Origin of the sequence: Phenylobacterium sp., from assembly GCF_025934275.1 — a bacterium.
GTDB lineage: Bacteria > Pseudomonadota > Alphaproteobacteria > Caulobacterales > Caulobacteraceae > Phenylobacterium.
The window spans coordinates 15,080-32,414 of record NZ_JAICYI010000040.1 but is presented as its reverse complement, the minus strand read 5'-3'; the positions used below and the strand labels follow the sequence as shown (position 1 = coordinate 32,414).

Annotated in this window: 18 protein-coding genes and 1 riboswitch; of the genes, 7 read left to right on the top strand and 11 right to left on the bottom strand. The window is 71.7% G+C overall.

Features of this window, described 5'->3' with window-relative positions; genetic code table 11:
• Nucleotides 1-301: 301 nt before the first annotated feature.
• The 5 genes from Q0W60_RS11460 to Q0W60_RS11440 are packed head-to-tail and all read left to right on the top strand — an operon-like array spanning nt 302 to nt 2,813.
• A complete protein-coding gene (locus Q0W60_RS11460) occupies nt 302-649 on the top strand; it encodes an AtpZ/AtpI family protein (RefSeq protein WP_297695667.1) in 348 nt (115 codons plus the stop codon).
• A gap of 15 nt (nt 650-664) precedes the next feature.
• Entirely contained in the window at nt 665-1,492 is an 828-nt protein-coding gene (locus Q0W60_RS11455; RefSeq protein ID WP_297695665.1) for a F0F1 ATP synthase subunit A, read from the top strand.
• Nucleotides 1,493-1,525: 33 nt separating this feature from the next.
• On the top strand, nt 1,526-1,762 hold the full coding sequence (locus Q0W60_RS11450) for a F0F1 ATP synthase subunit C (protein ID WP_297695663.1): 237 nt from the start codon (nt 1,526-1,528) through the stop codon (nt 1,760-1,762).
• Nucleotides 1,763-1,769: 7 nt separating this feature from the next.
• Nucleotides 1,770-2,306 (top strand): hypothetical protein, encoded by a 537-nt coding sequence (locus tag Q0W60_RS11445; protein WP_297695661.1) that lies wholly within the window; start codon nt 1,770-1,772, stop codon nt 2,304-2,306.
• Nucleotides 2,307-2,321: 15 nt separating this feature from the next.
• A complete protein-coding gene (locus tag Q0W60_RS11440) occupies nt 2,322-2,813 on the top strand; it encodes an ATP F0F1 synthase subunit B (protein ID WP_297695659.1) in 492 nt (163 codons plus the stop codon).
• A 19-nt stretch (nt 2,814-2,832) separates the two neighbouring features.
• On the opposite strand, the gene Q0W60_RS11435 is transcribed toward Q0W60_RS11440, so the two are convergent.
• The 7 genes from Q0W60_RS11435 to Q0W60_RS11405 form a co-directional block, all read right to left on the bottom strand.
• Nucleotides 2,833-3,243, bottom strand: a complete 411-nt coding sequence (locus tag Q0W60_RS11435) for a hypothetical protein (RefSeq protein WP_297695657.1) — start codon at nt 3,241-3,243, stop codon at nt 2,833-2,835.
• A gap of 139 nt (nt 3,244-3,382) precedes the next feature.
• Nucleotides 3,383-4,963: an aminomethyl-transferring glycine dehydrogenase subunit GcvPB gene (gene gcvPB / locus Q0W60_RS11430; protein WP_297695655.1), complete on the bottom strand. Its 1,581-nt coding sequence runs from the start codon at nt 4,961-4,963 to the stop codon at nt 3,383-3,385.
• The gene (gene gcvPA / locus Q0W60_RS11425) at nt 4,963-6,306 is read right to left on the bottom strand and encodes an aminomethyl-transferring glycine dehydrogenase subunit GcvPA (protein WP_297695653.1); all 1,344 of its coding nucleotides are present in this window, start codon (nt 6,304-6,306) and stop codon (nt 4,963-4,965) included. Before gcvPA ends, gcvPB begins: the two co-directional genes overlap by 1 nt.
• A gap of 98 nt (nt 6,307-6,404) precedes the next feature.
• Nucleotides 6,405-6,770 carry a glycine cleavage system protein GcvH gene (gcvH, locus tag Q0W60_RS11420; protein WP_297695651.1) on the bottom strand — a complete coding sequence of 122 codons (366 nt, stop codon included), beginning with the start codon at nt 6,768-6,770 and terminating at the stop codon, nt 6,405-6,407.
• Nucleotides 6,771-6,880: 110 nt separating this feature from the next.
• Nucleotides 6,881-8,068, bottom strand: a complete 1,188-nt coding sequence (gene gcvT, locus Q0W60_RS11415; RefSeq protein ID WP_297695649.1) for a glycine cleavage system aminomethyltransferase GcvT — start codon at nt 8,066-8,068, stop codon at nt 6,881-6,883.
• Between the two features lie 126 nt (nt 8,069-8,194).
• Nucleotides 8,195-8,295, bottom strand: a riboswitch (glycine riboswitch).
• Nucleotides 8,296-8,430: 135 nt separating this feature from the next.
• On the bottom strand, nt 8,431-10,221 hold the full coding sequence (locus tag Q0W60_RS11410; protein ID WP_297695647.1) for an arginine--tRNA ligase: 1,791 nt from the start codon (nt 10,219-10,221) through the stop codon (nt 8,431-8,433).
• Nucleotides 10,218-10,916, bottom strand: a complete 699-nt coding sequence (locus Q0W60_RS11405; protein WP_297695645.1) for a Tat pathway signal sequence domain protein — start codon at nt 10,914-10,916, stop codon at nt 10,218-10,220. The genes Q0W60_RS11410 and Q0W60_RS11405 overlap by 4 nt, the downstream gene beginning before the upstream one ends.
• Before the next feature lie 126 nt (nt 10,917-11,042).
• On the opposite strand from Q0W60_RS11405, the gene ispH reads away from it, so the two are divergent.
• Nucleotides 11,043-11,981, top strand: a complete 939-nt coding sequence (gene ispH / locus Q0W60_RS11400) for a 4-hydroxy-3-methylbut-2-enyl diphosphate reductase (RefSeq protein WP_297695643.1) — start codon at nt 11,043-11,045, stop codon at nt 11,979-11,981.
• Nucleotides 11,982-12,002: 21 nt separating this feature from the next.
• Here the strand turns inward: ispH and Q0W60_RS11395 are convergent, their stop codons facing one another.
• The 3 genes from Q0W60_RS11395 to Q0W60_RS11385 form a co-directional block, all read right to left on the bottom strand.
• Entirely contained in the window at nt 12,003-12,722 is a 720-nt protein-coding gene (locus Q0W60_RS11395; RefSeq protein ID WP_297695641.1) for a Crp/Fnr family transcriptional regulator, read from the bottom strand.
• A 78-nt stretch (nt 12,723-12,800) separates the two neighbouring features.
• Nucleotides 12,801-13,604 carry a class I SAM-dependent methyltransferase gene (locus Q0W60_RS11390; RefSeq protein WP_297695639.1) on the bottom strand — a complete coding sequence of 268 codons (804 nt, stop codon included), beginning with the start codon at nt 13,602-13,604 and terminating at the stop codon, nt 12,801-12,803.
• Between the two features lie 51 nt (nt 13,605-13,655).
• Nucleotides 13,656-15,257 (bottom strand): winged helix-turn-helix domain-containing protein, encoded by a 1,602-nt coding sequence (locus Q0W60_RS11385; protein ID WP_297695637.1) that lies wholly within the window; start codon nt 15,255-15,257, stop codon nt 13,656-13,658.
• Between the two features lie 163 nt (nt 15,258-15,420).
• On the opposite strand from Q0W60_RS11385, the gene Q0W60_RS11380 reads away from it, so the two are divergent.
• The gene (locus Q0W60_RS11380) at nt 15,421-17,034 is read left to right on the top strand and encodes a hypothetical protein (protein ID WP_297695635.1); all 1,614 of its coding nucleotides are present in this window, start codon (nt 15,421-15,423) and stop codon (nt 17,032-17,034) included.
• 24 nt (nt 17,035-17,058) lie between these two features.
• Here the strand turns inward: Q0W60_RS11380 and Q0W60_RS11375 are convergent, their stop codons facing one another.
• On the bottom strand, nt 17,059-17,283 hold the full coding sequence (locus Q0W60_RS11375) for a hypothetical protein (RefSeq protein WP_297695634.1): 225 nt from the start codon (nt 17,281-17,283) through the stop codon (nt 17,059-17,061).
• Between the last annotated feature and the right edge of the window lie 52 nt (nt 17,284-17,335).

Genomic DNA, 17,335 nt, shown 5'->3' with positions numbered 1-17,335 from the left:
TTCGTGGTGATCACCCACAACCCGGTGACCATGGCGCGGATGGACCGGCTGTTCGGGGTCACCATGTCCGAGCGCGGCGTCTCGCAGCTGGTCTCGGTCGACCTGACCCAGGCCGAGGCCATGGCGGCGCAGTAGGCGAGGCTCCGCGCGTTCTGCAGCGCTCGCGAAAAAATGTAACGAATTCAGGCAGCTAATGTGCGATGCAGCAGTCTTGACGCGCCGCAGCACGCTCTATAGGTTCCGCGCGACCTGAAGCCCCCCGCCGTGGCGGCGACGTCGCGGTCTTTTGGCCTCCCGACGCATGCCCCAGCCGGACGATCCGCGCGAAGAGGCCCTGAAGAGCCTCGACGAGCGGCTCGCCGCCTTCGAGGCTGAGCGCGCGCCGCCAGGGCGCGTCGTTTCGCAGCGCGCGATGGGCCAGGGTTACCGCTTCCTCGGCGAAGTGGTGGGCGGGGTGCTTGGCGGCCTTGGCTTCGGCTGGCTGTTCGACCGGCTCGCACATACGGCTCCCTTCGGCCTGATCGGCGGTCTGCTGATCGGCGTGGGGGTGTCCACCTTCGTCGCCATCCGCGGCGCCGGGGCGTGGGCCAAGACGGAATCGGAACGCGCCGGATCGCTGCCCAGCGCCGCCGACGACGAGGACGATTGAGACGGTAGGGAATAGATGGCCAAAGCGCCCCCGATCGCCCCGATGGAGCAGTTCCTGGTCCATCCCATCGTGAGGTTCGCGCCGATCCGCATCGGCGGCTTCACGCTGGACATGTCGATCACCAATGCGACGCTGGCGATGGGCCTCGCGGCGCTGCTGATCTGCGGCTTCCTGGCGATCGCCGCCAAGCGCGAGATCGTGCCCGGGCGCCTGCAATCGGCGGCCGAGAGCCTGTTCGACCTGATCGATGCGACGCTGGTGGGGCCGATCATGGGCCATGCCGGACGGCCCTATGTGCCGTTCGTGTTCAGCATCTTCATGGTGGTGCTGGTGATGAACATGATGGGCCTGGTGCTGGCCTTCGGAAACCTGGCGCATCAGGCGTGGACGTTCACCGCCACCGCCCAGCTCGCGGTCACCGCGACGCTCGCCATCGTGACGTTCCTGACGGTGGTGGCGATCGGCTTCATCAAGAACGGCCTGGGCTTCTTCAAGCTTTTCATGCCGTCGGGGCTGCCCTGGTACATGCTGCTGATGGTGGCGCCGCTCGAGTTCCTGTCGTTCATGATCCGGCCGGTCACGCTGGCCATGCGACTGTTCGGCAACATGATCGGCGGCCACGTCGTGATGTACATGTTCGCCAGCTTCGTGGTCGGCCTGGGCGTGTTCGCCCTGCAGGGCGGCCTGGCCTACCTGGCCTTCGCGGGCTCCGGCGTGTCGCTCGCGCTGGTCGTGGCGCTGACCGGCCTCGAGCTGATCGTCGCCTTCCTGCAGGCCTTCGTGTTCGCCGCGCTCGCCACCGTCTACCTCAACGACGTCGTGAACCTCGGTCACGGCCACTAGACAGAAAAACATCTCCAAAGGGGTTTCAAAGACATGGACCATATCTCCGCCAAGTACATCGGCGCCGGCCTCGCCACGATGGGGCTGATCGGCGCCGGCGTCGGCCTGGGCGTGCTGTTCGGCAACTACCTGGCCTCGGCGATCCGCAATCCCTCGGCCGCGGCCAGCCAGCAGCCGATGCTGTTCCTGGGCCTGGCGCTCACCGAGGCGCTGGGCATCTTCGCCCTGGTGATGGCCTTCATCATCCTGTTCGTGCCGATCAGCGGCTAAGGGCTCGATGCAGTCTCCCGCTTCCACCGCCACGGCGGGGGCCGCGGCTCCCGAGGGCGCCGCCGGCGGCCTGCCGCAGTTCGACCTCACCACCTGGCCCGGCCAGGCGGCCTGGTTCCTGATCTTCTTCGTGATCGTGCTGGTGCTTATGGCGCGCGTGTTCGTGCCGCGCATCGGCGGCACCATCGCCGCGCGCGAAGACAAGATCACCGGCGACGTCGCCGAGGCGCGGCGGATGAAGGAGGAGGCGGACGCCCAGGCCGCCGCCGCCCAGGCGGACATCGCCCAGGCCCGCGCCCAGGCGATGAAGCTCGCCGCCGACGCGCGCGCCAGGGCGCAGGCGGAGATCTCGGCCAAGCTGGCCGAGGAGGAAGCCAAGCTCGCCCAGACCGGCGCCGCGGCCGAGGCCCGGAGCGCCGCCGCGCGCGAGGCGGCGATGGCGCATGTCGGCGAGATCGCGGGCGATGCGGCCGCGGCCATCGTGCAGAAACTGACCGGCCAGGCCCCGAGCCGGGCGGAGCTCGCCTCCGCCGGCGCGGCCTAGGCGAGAGGAGCGGCCATGGACATCATGCTCGACGCGCACTTCTGGGTCGGCGTCGCCCTGGTGATCTTCGCCGGCATCCTGGTGTGGGCCGGCGTGCCGCGGCTGGCGGCGCAGGCGCTGGACGCCCGCGCCGACAAGGTCCGCGCCCAGCTCGATGAGGCCAACCGCCTGCGCGAGGAAGCCCAGGCGCTGCTCGCCGACATCAAGGCGCAGCGCGAACAGTCCGAGAAGCTCGCCGCCGAGGTGATGGCCAACGCCAAGGAGGAGGCCGAGCGCCTGCAGGCTGACTCCCAGGCGCGGCTGGCGGAGCAGATCGAGCGCCGCGGCCAGCTCGCCGAGCGGCGCATCGCCACCGCCGAGGCGCAGGCCGCCGCCGAGGTCAAGGCCGCGGCCGCCGACCTCGCCGCCCAGCTCGCCGAGAAGGTGCTGAGCCAGCGGATCGCCGGCGCCAAGACCGACCCGCTGGTCGACCAGGCGATCGGCCAGCTCGGAACGAAGCTGCAATAGGTCCGGGTGCGCGGCGGCGTCAGGCCGCCCGGGTGCGGATCCGAACCTTGACGTAGCGCCGGACGCGCACCGCGAAGCGCAAGCGCTTGGGCAGCATCAGGCGCTCGGAGCGCAGGTAGACCTGCCAGAACACCTGCACGACCTCCGGCTCGCGCCGCAGCAGGCGGCGCATGGGAGAGACCATCCGCGGATGGCTGCGCTGGATCTCCACGAACCGCCGGCGCGCCTTGAACGAATTGCGCAGCACCAGCATCAGGCCGATGACCACGACCGCCATGCCGGGCAGGTGCAGCGGCAGCGGCAGGAACTCGATGGTCAGGCCGACCAGGATGAACAGGCCGCCCAAAGCCAGCAGCAGCCCACGACCCACCCGCGCGAGCACTTCCCGGGCGAATTCGTCGGAGGCGCGGTACACGCGCAACGAGGGCATGACTAGGGACACTTGGGACAACCTGGGAATGCGCTAAGCCGGCCCAAGGGGAGGTCGAACCGTCACCGCGCCCACCAGATATGCGAACGAGTCTGCGAACGGTAAAGGCGCCGGCCCGTTAATTTTTGCGGTCGCGAATCTATTCCGCGGCCAATGGCGCCGGAGCCACACCTGTGGTGCCTGGGCGCCACGTGAGCCTGGGCTTCCGGGCGGCGAGGGTCTCGTCCAGCCGGCGCATCGGGGCGAGGTAGGGCGCGCCCTTCAGCCGCTCGCGGTCATTGCCCTTGGCCGCCTTGGCGAGCGCCAGCATGGCCTCGCAGAACCGGTCAAGCTCGCGCTTGGGCTCGGTCTCGGTGGGCTCGATCAGCATCGCCCCGTGGACGACCAGCGGGAAATACATGGTCATCGGATGGAAGCCCTCGTCGATCAGCGCCTTGGCGAGATCGAGCGTGGTGACGCCGGTCCCTTCCAGCCAGCTGTCGTCGAACAGCGCCTCGTGCATGCACGGGCCGTCCGGGAAGGCGGGGGTCATCGCCGTCTGCAGCCGGGCCTTGACGTAGTTGGCGTTGAGCACGGCGTCCTCGGCCACCTGGCGCAGGCCATCGGCGCCGTGACTGCGCATATAGGCGTAGGCGCGGACGAACATGCCCATCTGCCCCTGGAAGGCGCACATCCGGCCAAAGGCCTGCGCGGCTTCGCCGGCCGGCTCCTCGATCAGGCCGAAGCCCTGCGGGCCGGAGACCAGCCACGGCACCGGCGCGAACGGCGCCAAGGCCTCCGACAGCACCACCGGCCCCGCGCCCGGACCGCCGCCGCCGTGCGGGGTGGAGAAGGTCTTGTGCAGATTGATGTGCATGGCGTCGACGCCGAGGTCGCCCGGCTTCACGCGGCCGACGACCGCGTTGAAATTCGCGCCGTCTGCATAAAAGTAAGCCCCCGCCGCGTGGGTCAGCCGGGCGATCTCCACGATGTCGCGCTCGAACAGGCCGCAGGTGTTCGGGTTGGTCACCATGATCGCGGCCACCTCGGGGCCGAGCTTGGCGGCGAGGTCGGCGAGGTCGATGCGGCCGTCGGCGGTCTGAGCGATCTCGGCGACCTGGTAGCCGACGAAGGCGGCGGTGGCCGGGTTGGTGCCGTGCGCGGAGGTGGGGGTCAGGACGGTGCGGCGATGGCCCTGGCCGGCGTCGTCGTGGGCGGCCTTGATGGCCAAGAGGCCGCACAGCTCGCCGTGCGCCCCGGCCTTCGGCGTCAGCGCCACGGCCGGCATGCCGGTCAGGGTCTTCAGCCAGTGGGCGAGCCGGTCCATCAGCGCCAGCGCGCCTTGCGCGGTCGAGACCGGCTGCAGCGGATGCAGGTCGGCGAAGCCCGCGAGCCGGGCGGCCTTCTCGTTGAGCCTGGGGTTGTGCTTCATGGTGCACGAGCCCAGCGGATAGAGCGCCAGGTCGATGGCGTGGTTCTTCTGGCTAAGCCGCACGTAGTGGCGGAGCGTCTCGGGCTCGGAGAGGCCGGGCAGGCCGATCGGCTCCGCGCGGACCAGGTCGCCGAGGTCTGAGGCGTCGTGCTCGGCGGGCTCAAGGTCGACGCCGGTCTTGTCCCAGCCGCCGAGCTCGAAGATCAAGGGCTCGTCCTGCAGCAGGCCGCGGCCGCCGGTCAGCGAGGCGTGGTTCTCCAGGTCGGCGGCGCGCGGCTGGGTGGGCCGGCCGATGTTCTGCATGGCCATCAGCGGATCCCCTTCGCCAGGGCGGCCGCGAGCGCGGCGATGTCGTCGGAGGTGGTGGTCTCGGTCGCCGCCAGCAGGAGCAGGTCATCCATCCCGGCGTGCGGGTCGAGGCGCGAGAAGGGGACGCCGGCGACCACACCGTCGGCCAGGCAGGCCTCCACGAGGGCGGCGGCCGCGCCCGGCGTGCGGACGGCGATCTCGTTGAAGAAGCGCGGGGTGAGCACCTCAACGCCCGGCAGGGCGGCGACGGCGTCGCGCAGCTCCCGGGCCCGGCCGTGGTTGAGCGCCGCGAGCTGGCGCAGGCCGGTCTCGCCCAGCAGCGACAGGTGGATGCTGAAGGCGAGCGCGCAGAGGCCGGAGTTGGTGCAGATGTTGCTCGTCGCCTTCTCGCGGCGGATGTGCTGCTCACGCGTCGAGAGCGTGAGGACGAAGCCGCGGCGGCCCTCGGCGTCCGCCGTCTCTCCGCACAGCCGGCCGGGCATCTGGCGCACGTGCTTCTCTCTGGCTGCGAAGAGGCCGACGTAGGGCCCGCCGTAGCTCAGCGCGTTGCCGATCGACTGGCCCTCGGCGACGGCGATGTCCGCCCCCATCGCGCCGGGCGACTTCAGGAGGCCGAACGAGACCGCCTCGGCGGTGACGACGATCAGGAGCGCGCCGGCGGCGTGCGCAGCCTGGGCGATCCGGGTCACGTCGGTGGCGACCCCGAACACGTTGGGCGTCTGGACGACGACGCAGGCGGTCTCGGCGTCGATCGCCTCGATCACCGCGGCCTCGGCGTCGATGGCGGCCGGCAGGCGGCGGATCTGCATCCCCTCGGCGTGGGCGATGGTCTGGGTGGTCGCGGCATAGTGCGGATGCAGCCCGCCGGAGAGCACGGCCGTCTCGCGGCGCGTGACCCGCTGGGCCATCATCACCGCCTCGGCGCAGGCGGTGGAGCCGTCGTACATCGAGGCGTTGGCGACCTCGAGCCCGGTGAGCGCCGCGACCTGGGTCTGGAACTCGAACAGCACCTGCAGCGTGCCCTGGGCGATCTCCGGCTGGTAGGGCGTGTAGCTGGTCAGGAACTCCGAGCGCTGGATGAGGTGGTCGACGCTGGCCGGCACGTGGTGGCGGTAGGCGCCGGCGCCGCAGAAGAATGGCCCCGCGCCGGCCGGGCGGTTCATCGCCGCGAGCCCGGCGAGCTCGCGCTCAACCGCCAGCTCGCCGGCATGCAGCGGCAGGTCGAAGAGCTTTGCGTTGCGCGCCGTCTCCGGCACGTCGCGGAACAGCGCCTCGACGTCGGGCGCCCCGATCACCGAGAGCATCTCGGCGCGGTCGTCGGGCGTGAGCGGCAGGTATCTCATTCGGTCTTCACTTTTCCCGCTCGTCCCCGCGAAAGCGGGGATCCAAGCGGCGATTCAGCTTGGGTTCCCGCCTGCGCGGGAATGAGCGGGCGGGGTGGCTAGAGGGTCTGCAGGTAGGCTTCGTAGGCCGGGCGGTCCATGAGCTGATCGAGCTCGGCGGGGTTGGCGAGCTTGAGCTTGGCGAACCAGCCGGCGGCCTCGGGGGCGGCGTTGACGGTCTCCGGCGCGTCGGCCAGGGCCTCGTTGGCCTCGACCACCTCCCCGGAGACCGGGGCGTAGACGTCGGAGGCGGCCTTGACGCTCTCGACCACGGCCAGGTTGTCGCCCGCCTTGACCTGTTTGCCGACCTCCGGCGTCTCGACGAACACCACATCGCCCAGCTGCTCGGCGGCGTAGGCGGTGACGCCGATCACCGCGACGTCGCCCTCCAGCTCGATCCACTCGTGATCCTTGGTGAAGCGCATGGGAGTGGTTCCTCAATTTCCTTCCGCTCGTTCCCGCGAAGGCGGGAATGCGAGCGGCGATTCAGCTTGGGTCCCCGCTTTCGCGGGGATGAGCGGATGAGAATGGCGCATCAGAGGGACCTCACGTAGCGGTGGGGGACGAAGGGGAGGCGGACGACTTCGGCGCCCTGGGCCTTGCCGCGGACGATGACCTGGAGCCGGGTTCCGGGCTCGGAGTGGAGCGGCGGCACGAAGGCGAGCGCGATGGCCTGGCGCAGGGTGGGCGAGAAGCCGCCGGAGGTGACGACGCCAATCGGCCGGCCGGTCTCGTCGGCGACCTCGGCGCCCTCGCGGGCCGGCGCGCCCTCGAGCACCTTCAGGCCGATGCGAAAACGCGCGCAGCCGTGGGCGAATTCGCCGAGGATACGCTCCGCGCCGGGGAAGTCGGCGCGCCGGCGGCGGGGCTTGTTGATCGCAAACGCCAGCCCCGCCTCGACCGGCGAGACGCTCTCGTCGAGGTCGTGGCCGTAGAGCGGCAGGCCGGCCTCCAGGCGCAGCGAATCGCGGGCGCCGAGGCCGATCGGCCGCACGCGCTCGTCGGACAGCAGCGTCGTCCAGACGTGGACGGCGGCGGCCGCCGGGACCGAGATCTCGTAGCCGTCCTCGCCGGTGTAGCCGGAGCGCGAGACGACGGCCTCGGTCCCGAACGCGTCGATGGCGCGGATGTCCATGAACACCATGGTCGCGGTCTCGGGCGCGTGCCGGACGAGCACGGCGGCCGCCTGCGGGCCCTGCAGGGCGATCAGCGCGCGGTCCTCCAGCCGCTCGATGGCGACGCGGCCGGCAAGCCGCTCGCCCATGAGGCGGAAGTCGTTCGCCTTGCAGGCGCCGTTGACCACCACGAACAGGCCCTCGGGCTCCGGGCGGCCGGCCATCAGGTCGTCGACGATGCCGCCGTCGTCGGTCAGCAGCAGCGAGTACTTCTGCTTGCCGGGCATCAGGCCCTGGAAATCGCCGGGGGTGAGCGCCTCGAAGGCGGTCAGCACGTCCGGGCCCGTTAGCCGCGCCTGGCCCATGTGGGAGACGTCGAACAAGCCGGCGTGCTCGCGTGTCCAGAGATGCTCCTTCAGCACGCCGCCGTGCTCGCCGGCGTACTGCACCGGCATCGAGTAGCCGGCGAACGGCACCATCTTCGCGCCCAGGGCGGCATGCGCCTCGCTGAGCGGGGTGGTCTTGAGCACGGTCTCGGCGGGGATGTCGGGCACGAAGGGCTCGGACTGGAGGGTGACGGCGAGCGGCGACGGGAGATGCCCCGCCATCCGGATCGCGCCCCCGCTGTCCTTGGGCCTGAGAGATTTCGGACCGCCCGATCGGCTGGACGGCCCCCTGCTCCTTCGGCGCCCCCTCCTAGCCGGTCAGCCAGGCGGAGAACTTTCCAGCGTTCATCGGCCCTCGCGGTCCTTTTGCCTGAGCGTTTCCGGGGCGGTTGCGCCTTCGGCTCCCTTCAGGCCCGAGGGCCGCGAAGGGTCTCTCCCGCGAGAGACGGCGGAAGGTGGCGGAGGGGCCGGGGGGAGTCAACTGCGCGCGCGGGCCCGGGAGGCGAGGAAAATGGGAACCGCGGAATACGCCGAAGGGCGCGGAAGGCCGGCGATTGCTGCGTTTTCGGCGGCGGGGCCCCTGATCACATCCGCTCCGGGACGACGATCCCAAGCAGCGAGAGCGCCAGCTCGAGCTGGCTGAGCGTGGCCTGCGCGAGCGTCAGGCGCGAGGCGCGAACCGCGGGCTCCGCCTGCAGGATCGGGCAGGCGGCATAGAACTTCGAGAACGCCTGGGCGAGGCGCCAGGCGTGCTCGGCTATGGCGTTGGGCGCATAGCGCTCGTAGGCCTCCGCGAGCGCGGTCTCGAACGCGTCGAGGCTGAGCACCAGGTCGCGCTCGGCGGGATCGGCGACCATGACGGGGCCGGCCTCGGCTTGCTCCTCGGCGGCCTTGCGCAGCAGCGATTTCACCCGGACCGCCTGATAGAGCAGGTAGGGGCCCGTCTTGCCCTCGAAGGCGGTGAAGCGGTCGATGTCGAAGACGTAGGAGGTGCCGCGGAAGTTGGCGAGGTCGGCGAACTTCACGGCGGCGACGGCGACCTTGCCGGCGATGTCGTCGAACTCGGCCTCCGGCAGGTCCTCGCCCAGCCCCGCCTCGTGCAGCCGCTCGCGCGCCCTGTCGCGGGTCATGCCGATCAGGTCGACCAGCTTGAGCACGCCGCCGGCGCGGGTCTTGAACGGCTTGCCGTCGGTCCCGTTCATGGTGCCGAAGCCCACGTGGACCAGCTGGCCGGGCCTGGCGTAGCCGGCGAGCTCGGCGGCGCGGAAGACGATCTCGAAGTGGTCGGCCTGCCGCTGGTCGACGCAGTAGATCACCAGGTCGGGGCGGACGCTGCGCGCCCGGTCGAGGATGGTGGCGAGGTCGGTCGTGCCGTACATTGCCGAGCCTTCGGAGGAGACCACGATCAGCGGCGGCAGCTCACGCTTGTCGTCCTCGCGGGCGACGCGGACGATGCGGGCGCCCTGGTCCTCGACGAGCAGGCCCTTCTCCTCCAGCTCCCCGACCATGGCCGGAATCAGCGGATCGACGTCGCTCTCGCCCTTCCAGAGGTCGAAGTCGACGCCCAGCGCATGGAAGTCGCGCTCGAGGGCGGCGCGGGTGACGCGGGCGAGGTGGCGCCAGAGCAGGTAGTAGCCGGGGCGCTTGGCCTGCAGCTCGGCGGTGATGCGGCGGGCGCGGTCGCGGTAGGCCTCGTCCGACTTCGCCCGGGCGGCGGCCTCGGGGTAGAGGCGGTCGACCTGCTCCAGGGTGACCGCCTGGAAGGCGGGCGCCTCGAGACTGTCGATATCGTTCGGCGCGCGGCCGGCGTTGAGCTCCTCGACGGCGCGGGCGATCGCGGGATCCTCATCGGCCAGCGCGCCGATCAGCAGGCCCATCTGGAAGCCCCAGTCGCCGAAGTGGGCGTCGCCCCAGACCTCGTCGCCGCGGAACCGGTAGAGGCGCTTCAGAGCCTCGCCGATGATCGAGGAGCGCAGGTGGCCGACGTGCATCTCCTTGGCGACGTTGGGCCCGGCGTAGTCGACGATCACCCTGCGCGGGCGGGCGAGCCGCTCGGCCCCGGCCCGCGGGTCGGCGGCGATCGCCTGGGCGCGGGCGGAAAGCGCCGCATCCGAAACCCGCAGGTTGATGAATCCCGGCCCGGCGATCTCCACCGCCGCCAGGCGGGGATCGGGGGCCAGGCGCTCGGCCACCTGGCCGGCGATCTCGCGCGGCGGACGGCCGGCGCGCTTGGCGGCGGGCAGGGCGCCGTTCACCTGGAAGTCGGCCAGGTCCGGGCGGTCGGAAGCGGTGACGCGCCCGAGCTCGCCCGGCAGGCCGAGGGCCTCGAAGGCGGCGAAGGCCGCCTCGGAAAGCCCCCGCTTGAGGTCGCTCATTTCTTGGCGGGCGGGGTCTCGGCGGCGAGCGCGCCCACGGAGTTGAGCCGGAAGCGCTTCCCGAGCCGGTTGAAGTCGGCCATCTGCGGCGTGACGTCGAAGCCCACGAGCACCTCGAAGTTCGCGCCCGAGACGTTGGCGTCGGCGCGCGGGATGGTGACGTCGTTGATCATCTCGCGCTTGTAGATGCGGTCGCGGCCGGACGGGAAGGAGACCGGCATCTCGAAGGTGCGCTTGGCGAGCACCTCGCGGTTGCGGTCGGTGACCGCGATCCAGTAGCGATAGGTCTGGCTATTGCCCTGCGCCGCCGGGCCCTTGCCGAGCTCGAACAGGATCTCCAGCGCCACCTTGATCGGCTCGTTCTCCTTGTAGGCGCAGCCGGCGGAGATGCCCTGGATCTCGCCGGTGTAGCCGACGTTGGCCGAGGCTTCGCGGCCGTCCTTGAACTGCACGAAGCGGGCGGCGTCGTAGAGCGTCTTGACGAACGGGCAGGGGCCGGCGTTGCGCAGCGCCGGCAGCGGCGCCTGGTTGTCGCCCCACTCCTTGTCGCGCGCCTTCTTCTTGGCGGCGTCCTGCGCGTCCTTGTCCTCCTGGCCGCCGCCGCCGCCGCCGCCGCCACCGCCGTACTGGGCGAAGCTCGCCGCGGGCAGGCCGGCGATCAGGGCGGCGACGGAGATCATCAGCAGGCGGCGCATGGGCGGGGTCCGGGTGGGCGACGGGCGCAACGGCGCGCGCGCCGGGTCGTCCGCTAGTACAGCGTGTCGAATGCGGCCGCAACGCGACTGGCGGGCGCGGGGCCGCGGCCTTAAGGTCCGCGCCCGATGACCCGCCGCCCCCTGACCGTGCTGCTCGCCACGCCCCGCGGCTTCTGCGCCGGCGTCGACCGGGCGATCCAGATCGTCGAACGGGCGATCGAGAAGTTCGGCCCGCCGGTCTATGTGCGCCACGAGATCGTGCACAACCGCCACGTCGTCGAGCGGCTGCGCGGCCTGGGGGCGGTGTTCGTCGAGGAGCTCGCCGAAGCGCCGGCGGACCGGCCGGTGGTGTTCTCCGCCCACGGCGTCCCGAAGTCGGTGCCGGCGGAGGCCCGGGCGCGCAATATCTTCTATCTCGACGCCACCTGCCCGCTGGTCTCGAAGGTGCATGTGGAGGCGCAGCGGCATCATGACGCCGGCCGCGAGATCGTGCTGATCGGTCACGCCGGCCACCCGGAGGTGGTGGGCACCATGGGCCAGCTGCCGGAAGGCGCGGTGAGCCTGGTGGAGACGGTGGCCGACGCGCAGGCGTTCACGCCGAACGACCCCGCCCGGCTCGCCTACGTCACCCAGACGACGCTCTCGGTCGACGACACCAGCGCGATCGTGGCGACCCTGAAGGCCCGGTTCCCTGCGATCGCCCAGCCGCACAAGGAGGACATCTGCTACGCCACCACCAACCGCCAGGAGGCGGTGAAGGCCGTGGCGGCGAGGAGCGAAGTGCTGCTGGTGCTCGGCAGCGCCAACTCCTCCAACTCCGTGCGGCTGGCCGAGGTCGCCCGGCGGGCCGGCGCCAAGGCGTACCTGATCGACGATGCGGCCGGGCTGGACCCCGCCTGGCTGGAGGGCGTGCGGGTGGCGGGCGTGACGGCGGGCGCCTCGGCGCCGGAGGTGCTGGTGCAGGGCCTCATCGCGCGGCTCTCCCGCGACTTCGACGTCACCGTCGAGGACACCGACGCCGCGCGCGAGACCGTGAGCTTCAAGCTCCCCCGGGCGCTGGCCTAGCCTGGCGCCGGGACCTCCGGCTCAGACCGGCATGGCCTCGAGCTGCAGGTAGGTGGGATTGAACTCGGCGAGTTCCGCCAGCGCGTCCCAGTCGGCGATCTCCAGGCGCGACCCCCGCCAGGCGACGAGCCCGCGGGCGCGCAGATCCTGCACGGCGGCGTTCACCGTGGCTCGCGAGCGGCCGAGGATGTCCGCGAACTGGGCCTGACTGAGCGGCAGGTCGAACGCCCCGTCGGCGGCGAGCCCCACCACCTCCAGGCGAAGGTTCATCTCGCAGATGAGGTGGGCGAGCTGGCCCACGGCGCCGCGCCGCCCCATGGCCGCGAGCCATTGCCGATGCATAGCGGCGTCGAGCAGGGTGTTCAGCCACAGGAGCCGCGCGAGGTGCGGAAAGCGGCTGGTCAGGTCGCGTAGCTTGGGGTGCGCCGCCGTGGCCACGCGGCAGTCGGTCAGGGCGACCACGCTGTGGTCCATCCTGCGCAGCAGGAAGCTGTGGAGGTCGACGAAGTCGCCCGGAATGTGCACGGAGGTGATCTGCTGCGCCCCGTCGTGCATGGTGACGACGCGGCCGGTCAGGCCTTCGAGAAGCAGCGTGCTGCGGTCGGGGCTCGAACCCTGAAGCACCATCGCCTCTCCCGCCGCGAACCGCACGGGGCCGACGAGGCTTGCCTGGAGCGCGGCCCGCTCGGGCGGGTGAAGCGGATCGCGCAGCTCCAGCTTTCTCAGCAAGCGTTCGATCATAGATGCGCCTGACGGGGCAATGGCGTTCAACGCGCATATCTACGCCCTCAGCGCAATGCCCGGTTGTCCCGTCGCGCCTCAGCGGGCGGCGGGCTTGGCCGCCTGCAGGATGAAGCTCAGCGGGACGAACGGGAGGTCGGGCGGCAGCGCCCAGTAGTCGCGGTCGAGCTTGACCATCTGGTCGAGCGCCTTCCAGGGGACGCGGTCGCCCTCGCGGAAGTCGGTGATGACCAGGCCCGCGCGCAGCGCGGCGCCGAGGATGCGGGCGAGGCCGTGGAAGTGGCCGTCGGTGCGGGTGGGCGCGATGTCGGCGCCGGCGTAGTCGTCGGCGCCCACGTCGATGTGCGGCTGGTCGGAGTCGCAGGGCCAGCGCAGCTGCAGGACGCCGGCCGGCGCGCGCTGGTCGAGCATCAGCAACGCCGGATGGCCTTCGCACAGGAACAGGCGGCCGCCGGGGCGCAAGGCGGCGGCGGCAACGCGCATCCAGGCGTCCAGGTCGGCGATCCACCAGATCGCGCCCCAGGAGGCGAACACGATGTCGAAGCCGGCGACGTCGGCCGGCGGAGCGAGCACGTCGGCGCAGACGAACGCGGCCTCGATCCCGGCGGCCTCGGCCAGCGCGCGGGCCTGGGCGATGGCCGGCGGCGAGAAGTCGAGGCCGGTCACCTGCGCGCCCATCCGGGCGAGCGAGAGGGTGTCGAGCCCGAAGTGGCACTGCAGGTGCAGGAGGCGCGCGCCGGCGATCTCGCCCACCGCATCGCGCACCACCGGGTCGAGCACGTTCTCGCCGCGCCGGAAATCCTCCGTGCGGTAGAACGCCGAGGTGACGTGCTGCGGGGTCACCTCGTTCCAGTAGGCGAGATTGTGCGGGTTGACGGGCATGGCCGGACTATCGCGGCCGATGCGCCGGCGGCGCAAGTCGGCGGCCCTGGCTCATCCGCGAGGCGCCGCCCGCCATTCGCTCAGCAGCTCGTCGGGGATGCCGGGAACATGGGGCGGCAGAATGCCCGGCCCGAACCGACGCAACAGATGGTGCAGCATCCCGGCCATGAAGTTGCGCACATGCTCAGGGCGGCGGAGATATCGCGCGAACATGAACAGCTGCTGGGTGACGAGCTGGCGGGCGGCCGTTTCCGAAATGTGGGCGAGCGCGCGTTGAGACCGGGAGTCCAGACCGTCGTGCGGCGGGAGGTATCGGAGCACCAGGCCGGGGCGGGCCGCGGGCTTGGCGGCGACAATCTGCCGGAAGTTCGCGCGTGCGCCCGACCAGTCGTCCTGTGCGAGCCGCACCGCCGACTGCTTCACCAGCAGATACATACGAAACTCCGCGCCCGGCTCGCAGAAGGCCAGCGCCTGGTCGAAGCTCGTCGCGGCGGCGTCGAGCTCGCCGCGGTAGGCCTGGATCGCGCCGAGCTGCGACAGGGCGGCGGCGTAGGCGGTGCTCGCCGACAGGCTCTCATCGACCAGCGCTTCGACGAGCGGCAGATGGGCCGCCGGATCGACGATGAACAGCAGCTTGGCCGCGGCGAGTCTCAGGACGGGGTCGGCGCGAATGTCAGGCAAGGCGCCCAGGACCAGCCGCTCGATCTCCCGCTCCATTCGCCCGTAGGCCTCCGGGTCGCCCTCGAAGCCCAGGCCGAACAGCATGCGCGCGTAGAGGCAGGTCGCCCACATGACGGCCAGAACCGGCTCGTCCGGCGCCAGCCTGCGCGCCTCCGTCAGGCGTTCGCCGATGTAGCCCCAGCCCAGGTCGAAGGCCTTGGAGAGCACCATCGCGGCGTCCTGCATGCGGATTTCCAGCGGCGGCCCGGCGGGGTCGAGGGCGTGCCCGGGCGGCAGCGCCAGGTCGCGCCACAGGGCCCCGACCAGCTGCTCGGCGACCTCGCCTAGCCGCTCGCCCAGCGAAGCCTGGGTCAGGCTGCAGCTCACCACGCCCATGTTGCGTCCGCTGGACTGGTCGCGAAGCGTGAAGGCGGCTTGCAGCCCGTCGTCGCGGACCATGAGGTCGACGCCGATGGAAAAGCGGAACGGCGATGGGGCGCCGTCCTCGCGCGACCAGCTCGGCAGGAGGGTGATCTCCTGGCCGACGGCGGAGCGCTCGGCCATCTCGCGCCGCAGCTGCTGCAGCGCCGCCTCGACGAGCGGCTGCTGGGGCGCCCGCGGCGCGCCGCGGACGGGACCGATCACCAGGAATTCGGGGCGGCCTCCGCGGACCGGCGGCGCGATCCAGACGTAGCCTTCGCCGTACTGGGTGGCGATGAAGCGCGGGGCCCGCGCGGGGTCCGCCAGCTTGCGGCGCAGCCGGTTCACGAGGAAGTCGACATTGCGGTCGCTGACATCCTCGGGCTCCGCCCGCATCGCCGACAGCAGCTGCTCGCGGGAGAACAGCCGGCCGGGCCGCGCCGCCAGCGTGGCGAGCAGGGCGCGCTCGAGGCGCGAGAAGCGAAGTCGCCCGCCGTCGTCGCGGATGGCGGTCATGAGATCCGCGTCGAACGTCAGGTCGTGGTAGCGCCTCGGCTCTGGTTCGGCATGCATGCAACTCTCGCCAATCCGGGCGGCGCTCTTCCGGGCGCACCCAACGCCCTCCAGTATGATGGAGAGGGGTAGGTTGACCAAGCCGTCGAGCCGCCAACCCGCGGTTGTGGCGACGTGCGGGCGCGGGTATGCAGGCCGCCTCGGCCGGTCCGGAGTCACCCGATTGAGCAAGGCGCGTGCGGCCCGCCAGGCCGCGTCACCGCCCGCGCGCCCCGGCGTGATCGGCGCGGCGGCGGCGGGGCTGGCCCTGGGGCTTTTCGTCAGCTTCCGCTATGCGATCAGCATCTGGACGCCGGATTCCGACATGGCGGTCCCGCTCGCCCTGTGGACCGGCTTCCAGCGCCACGGCTGGAGCTTCCTCGCCTCCTGGCGCTACACGCCCGACAACTGGCTCCTGTCGCTGACGCCGATCGACGCCCTGGTGTTCAGCCTCGCCGGCCCGAGCCCGACGACGGTGGCCGCGGTCGGCTGGATGATCTTCGCCGCCAGCGTCGCGCTGACCGCCGCTCTCGCCTGGCGGCTGGCCGGGGCCACGGCGGCGGCGGTGCTGGCCTGCGTGCTGGCCTTCGCCAACCCGGCGGCGATCGGCTCGGCGGGCTACCTCGCCTATCCGGTCACCCACAACATCTCCATGGCCTGGGCGCTCGCGGCGTTGATCCTCGGGGCGGCCGCGGTCGGGCGCGGCTCGGTGCTGCTCGCCCTGGCCAGCGGGCTCGCCGTGTTCATCGACGCGGTCTCCGATCCCTGGGCCATGCCTGCGATCGCGCTGCCGCTGATCCTGGCGAGCGGCGTCTTCGCGCTCGCGCGCCGGCGCGAGGCGGCGGGCCGCGGCGCGGCCGCCCTGTTCGTGGCCTGCGGACTCGCCGCCTGGGCCGCCCAGAGCCGCGTCTGGGGCGCGCTCGGCTTCCTGCCCAGCCCGCAGTTCCACCTGACCAGCCCGGCGGGGGTGCTGCACAATCTGTGGACGGCGGCCAAGGACGCGGCGGCCATGGCCAATGTGCTGCCCCGCGCGGACACCGGCGCCTGGTGGGTGCTGCACGTCGACTTCATCGCCCTCGCGCTGGCGCTCGCCGCCGCCGTCCTGGGCGCGGCGGCGGCGGCCCGGCGGGACTCGGCGAGCCGGCAGCTGATCGTCGCCGCCGCGATCCTCTCGATGCTGGGGACGGTGAGCGCCTATGCTATCGGCGCCTGGCCGACGCTGGCGAGCCTCGGGCGCTGGTTCCCGAACCTCTACTTCTTCGGCGGCCTGCTCGCGGCCTATGCGCTGGCGGCGGGATGGCGCGGCCGGCCGGCGTGGGCGCGGTTCGCCGCTGCAGCCTATGCGGCGCTGTTCGCGACCGCCGGCGCGCTCGCCGATCCGGGCGCATGGCTCGGACCGCCCCGGCCCTCACGCCCCTATGAGGCCGAGGCGCTCGCCGCCTACCTTGAGGGCCAGGGCCTGACCTACGGCTACGGCCCGTACTGGGGCGCGAAAAGCCTGATCATCGGTCCGGTGAGCGGCGGACGGGTGACGATCCGGCCGGTCGCCTTCGAGGGCGGCAAGCTCCGCCGCCGCGTCGCCGAGAGCTCCAGCCTCTGGTACCGGGCCGCCGACGAGCCGCCGGGGCTGAAGGCGCGCTTCGTGCTGGTGAAGAACGACGGCGAGGCCTGCCTCGATCTGCCGGCCTGCGAGGCGGCGGCGGTGCGGCAGCTGGGCCCGCCCGCCCGCCGGCTCGAGCACGAAGGCTACGTCGTGCTTGTCTTCGACCATCCGATCGCGGAGCGCATCGCCGAATGAGCGGCGCCGCCGACGGCGTGCGGCTCAGAGGCGTTCCAGGGCGCGGGTGTAGCGCTTGAGGAAGGCGCGGCCGCGGGCGTGCGGGTCCTCGAGCCAGACCTCCTGGGTGGCGGCCACCAGCACGCTGCCGTCCTGCGCAGGCTCGAGATGCAGCACGCCGCCCACCTCGGCGTTGAGCACCTCGAGGGCCTCTTCCGTCAGGATCAAGACGACCTGGTCGCCGATCTTCTCGACCTTCAGCGCGATCATCGGATCCTCCCAGGAAAGCCGCTGCATATCTAGCATGGCGCGCGGCTGGCGT

Coding starts and splice junctions, on each gene's coding strand:
- Q0W60_RS11460 (WP_297695667.1), top strand. CDS start 302: ATGCCCCAGCCGGACGATCCGCGCGAAGAGGCCCTGAAGAGCCTCGAC.
- Q0W60_RS11455 (WP_297695665.1), top strand. CDS start 665: ATGGCCAAAGCGCCCCCGATCGCCCCGATGGAGCAGTTCCTGGTCCAT.
- Q0W60_RS11450 (WP_297695663.1), top strand. CDS start 1,526: ATGGACCATATCTCCGCCAAGTACATCGGCGCCGGCCTCGCCACGATG.
- Q0W60_RS11445 (WP_297695661.1), top strand. CDS start 1,770: ATGCAGTCTCCCGCTTCCACCGCCACGGCGGGGGCCGCGGCTCCCGAG.
- Q0W60_RS11440 (WP_297695659.1), top strand. CDS start 2,322: ATGGACATCATGCTCGACGCGCACTTCTGGGTCGGCGTCGCCCTGGTG.
- Q0W60_RS11435 (WP_297695657.1), bottom strand. CDS start 3,243: ATGCCCTCGTTGCGCGTGTACCGCGCCTCCGACGAATTCGCCCGGGAA.
- gcvPB (WP_297695655.1), bottom strand. CDS start 4,963: ATGGCCATGCAGAACATCGGCCGGCCCACCCAGCCGCGCGCCGCCGAC.
- gcvPA (WP_297695653.1), bottom strand. CDS start 6,306: ATGAGATACCTGCCGCTCACGCCCGACGACCGCGCCGAGATGCTCTCG.
- gcvH (WP_297695651.1), bottom strand. CDS start 6,770: ATGCGCTTCACCAAGGATCACGAGTGGATCGAGCTGGAGGGCGACGTC.
- gcvT (WP_297695649.1), bottom strand. CDS start 8,068: ATGGCGGGGCATCTCCCGTCGCCGCTCGCCGTCACCCTCCAGTCCGAG.
- Q0W60_RS11410 (WP_297695647.1), bottom strand. CDS start 10,221: ATGAGCGACCTCAAGCGGGGGCTTTCCGAGGCGGCCTTCGCCGCCTTC.
- Q0W60_RS11405 (WP_297695645.1), bottom strand. CDS start 10,916: ATGCGCCGCCTGCTGATGATCTCCGTCGCCGCCCTGATCGCCGGCCTG.
- ispH (WP_297695643.1), top strand. CDS start 11,043: ATGACCCGCCGCCCCCTGACCGTGCTGCTCGCCACGCCCCGCGGCTTC.
- Q0W60_RS11395 (WP_297695641.1), bottom strand. CDS start 12,722: ATGATCGAACGCTTGCTGAGAAAGCTGGAGCTGCGCGATCCGCTTCAC.
- Q0W60_RS11390 (WP_297695639.1), bottom strand. CDS start 13,604: ATGCCCGTCAACCCGCACAATCTCGCCTACTGGAACGAGGTGACCCCG.
- Q0W60_RS11385 (WP_297695637.1), bottom strand. CDS start 15,257: ATGCATGCCGAACCAGAGCCGAGGCGCTACCACGACCTGACGTTCGAC.
- Q0W60_RS11375 (WP_297695634.1), bottom strand. CDS start 17,283: ATGATCGCGCTGAAGGTCGAGAAGATCGGCGACCAGGTCGTCTTGATC.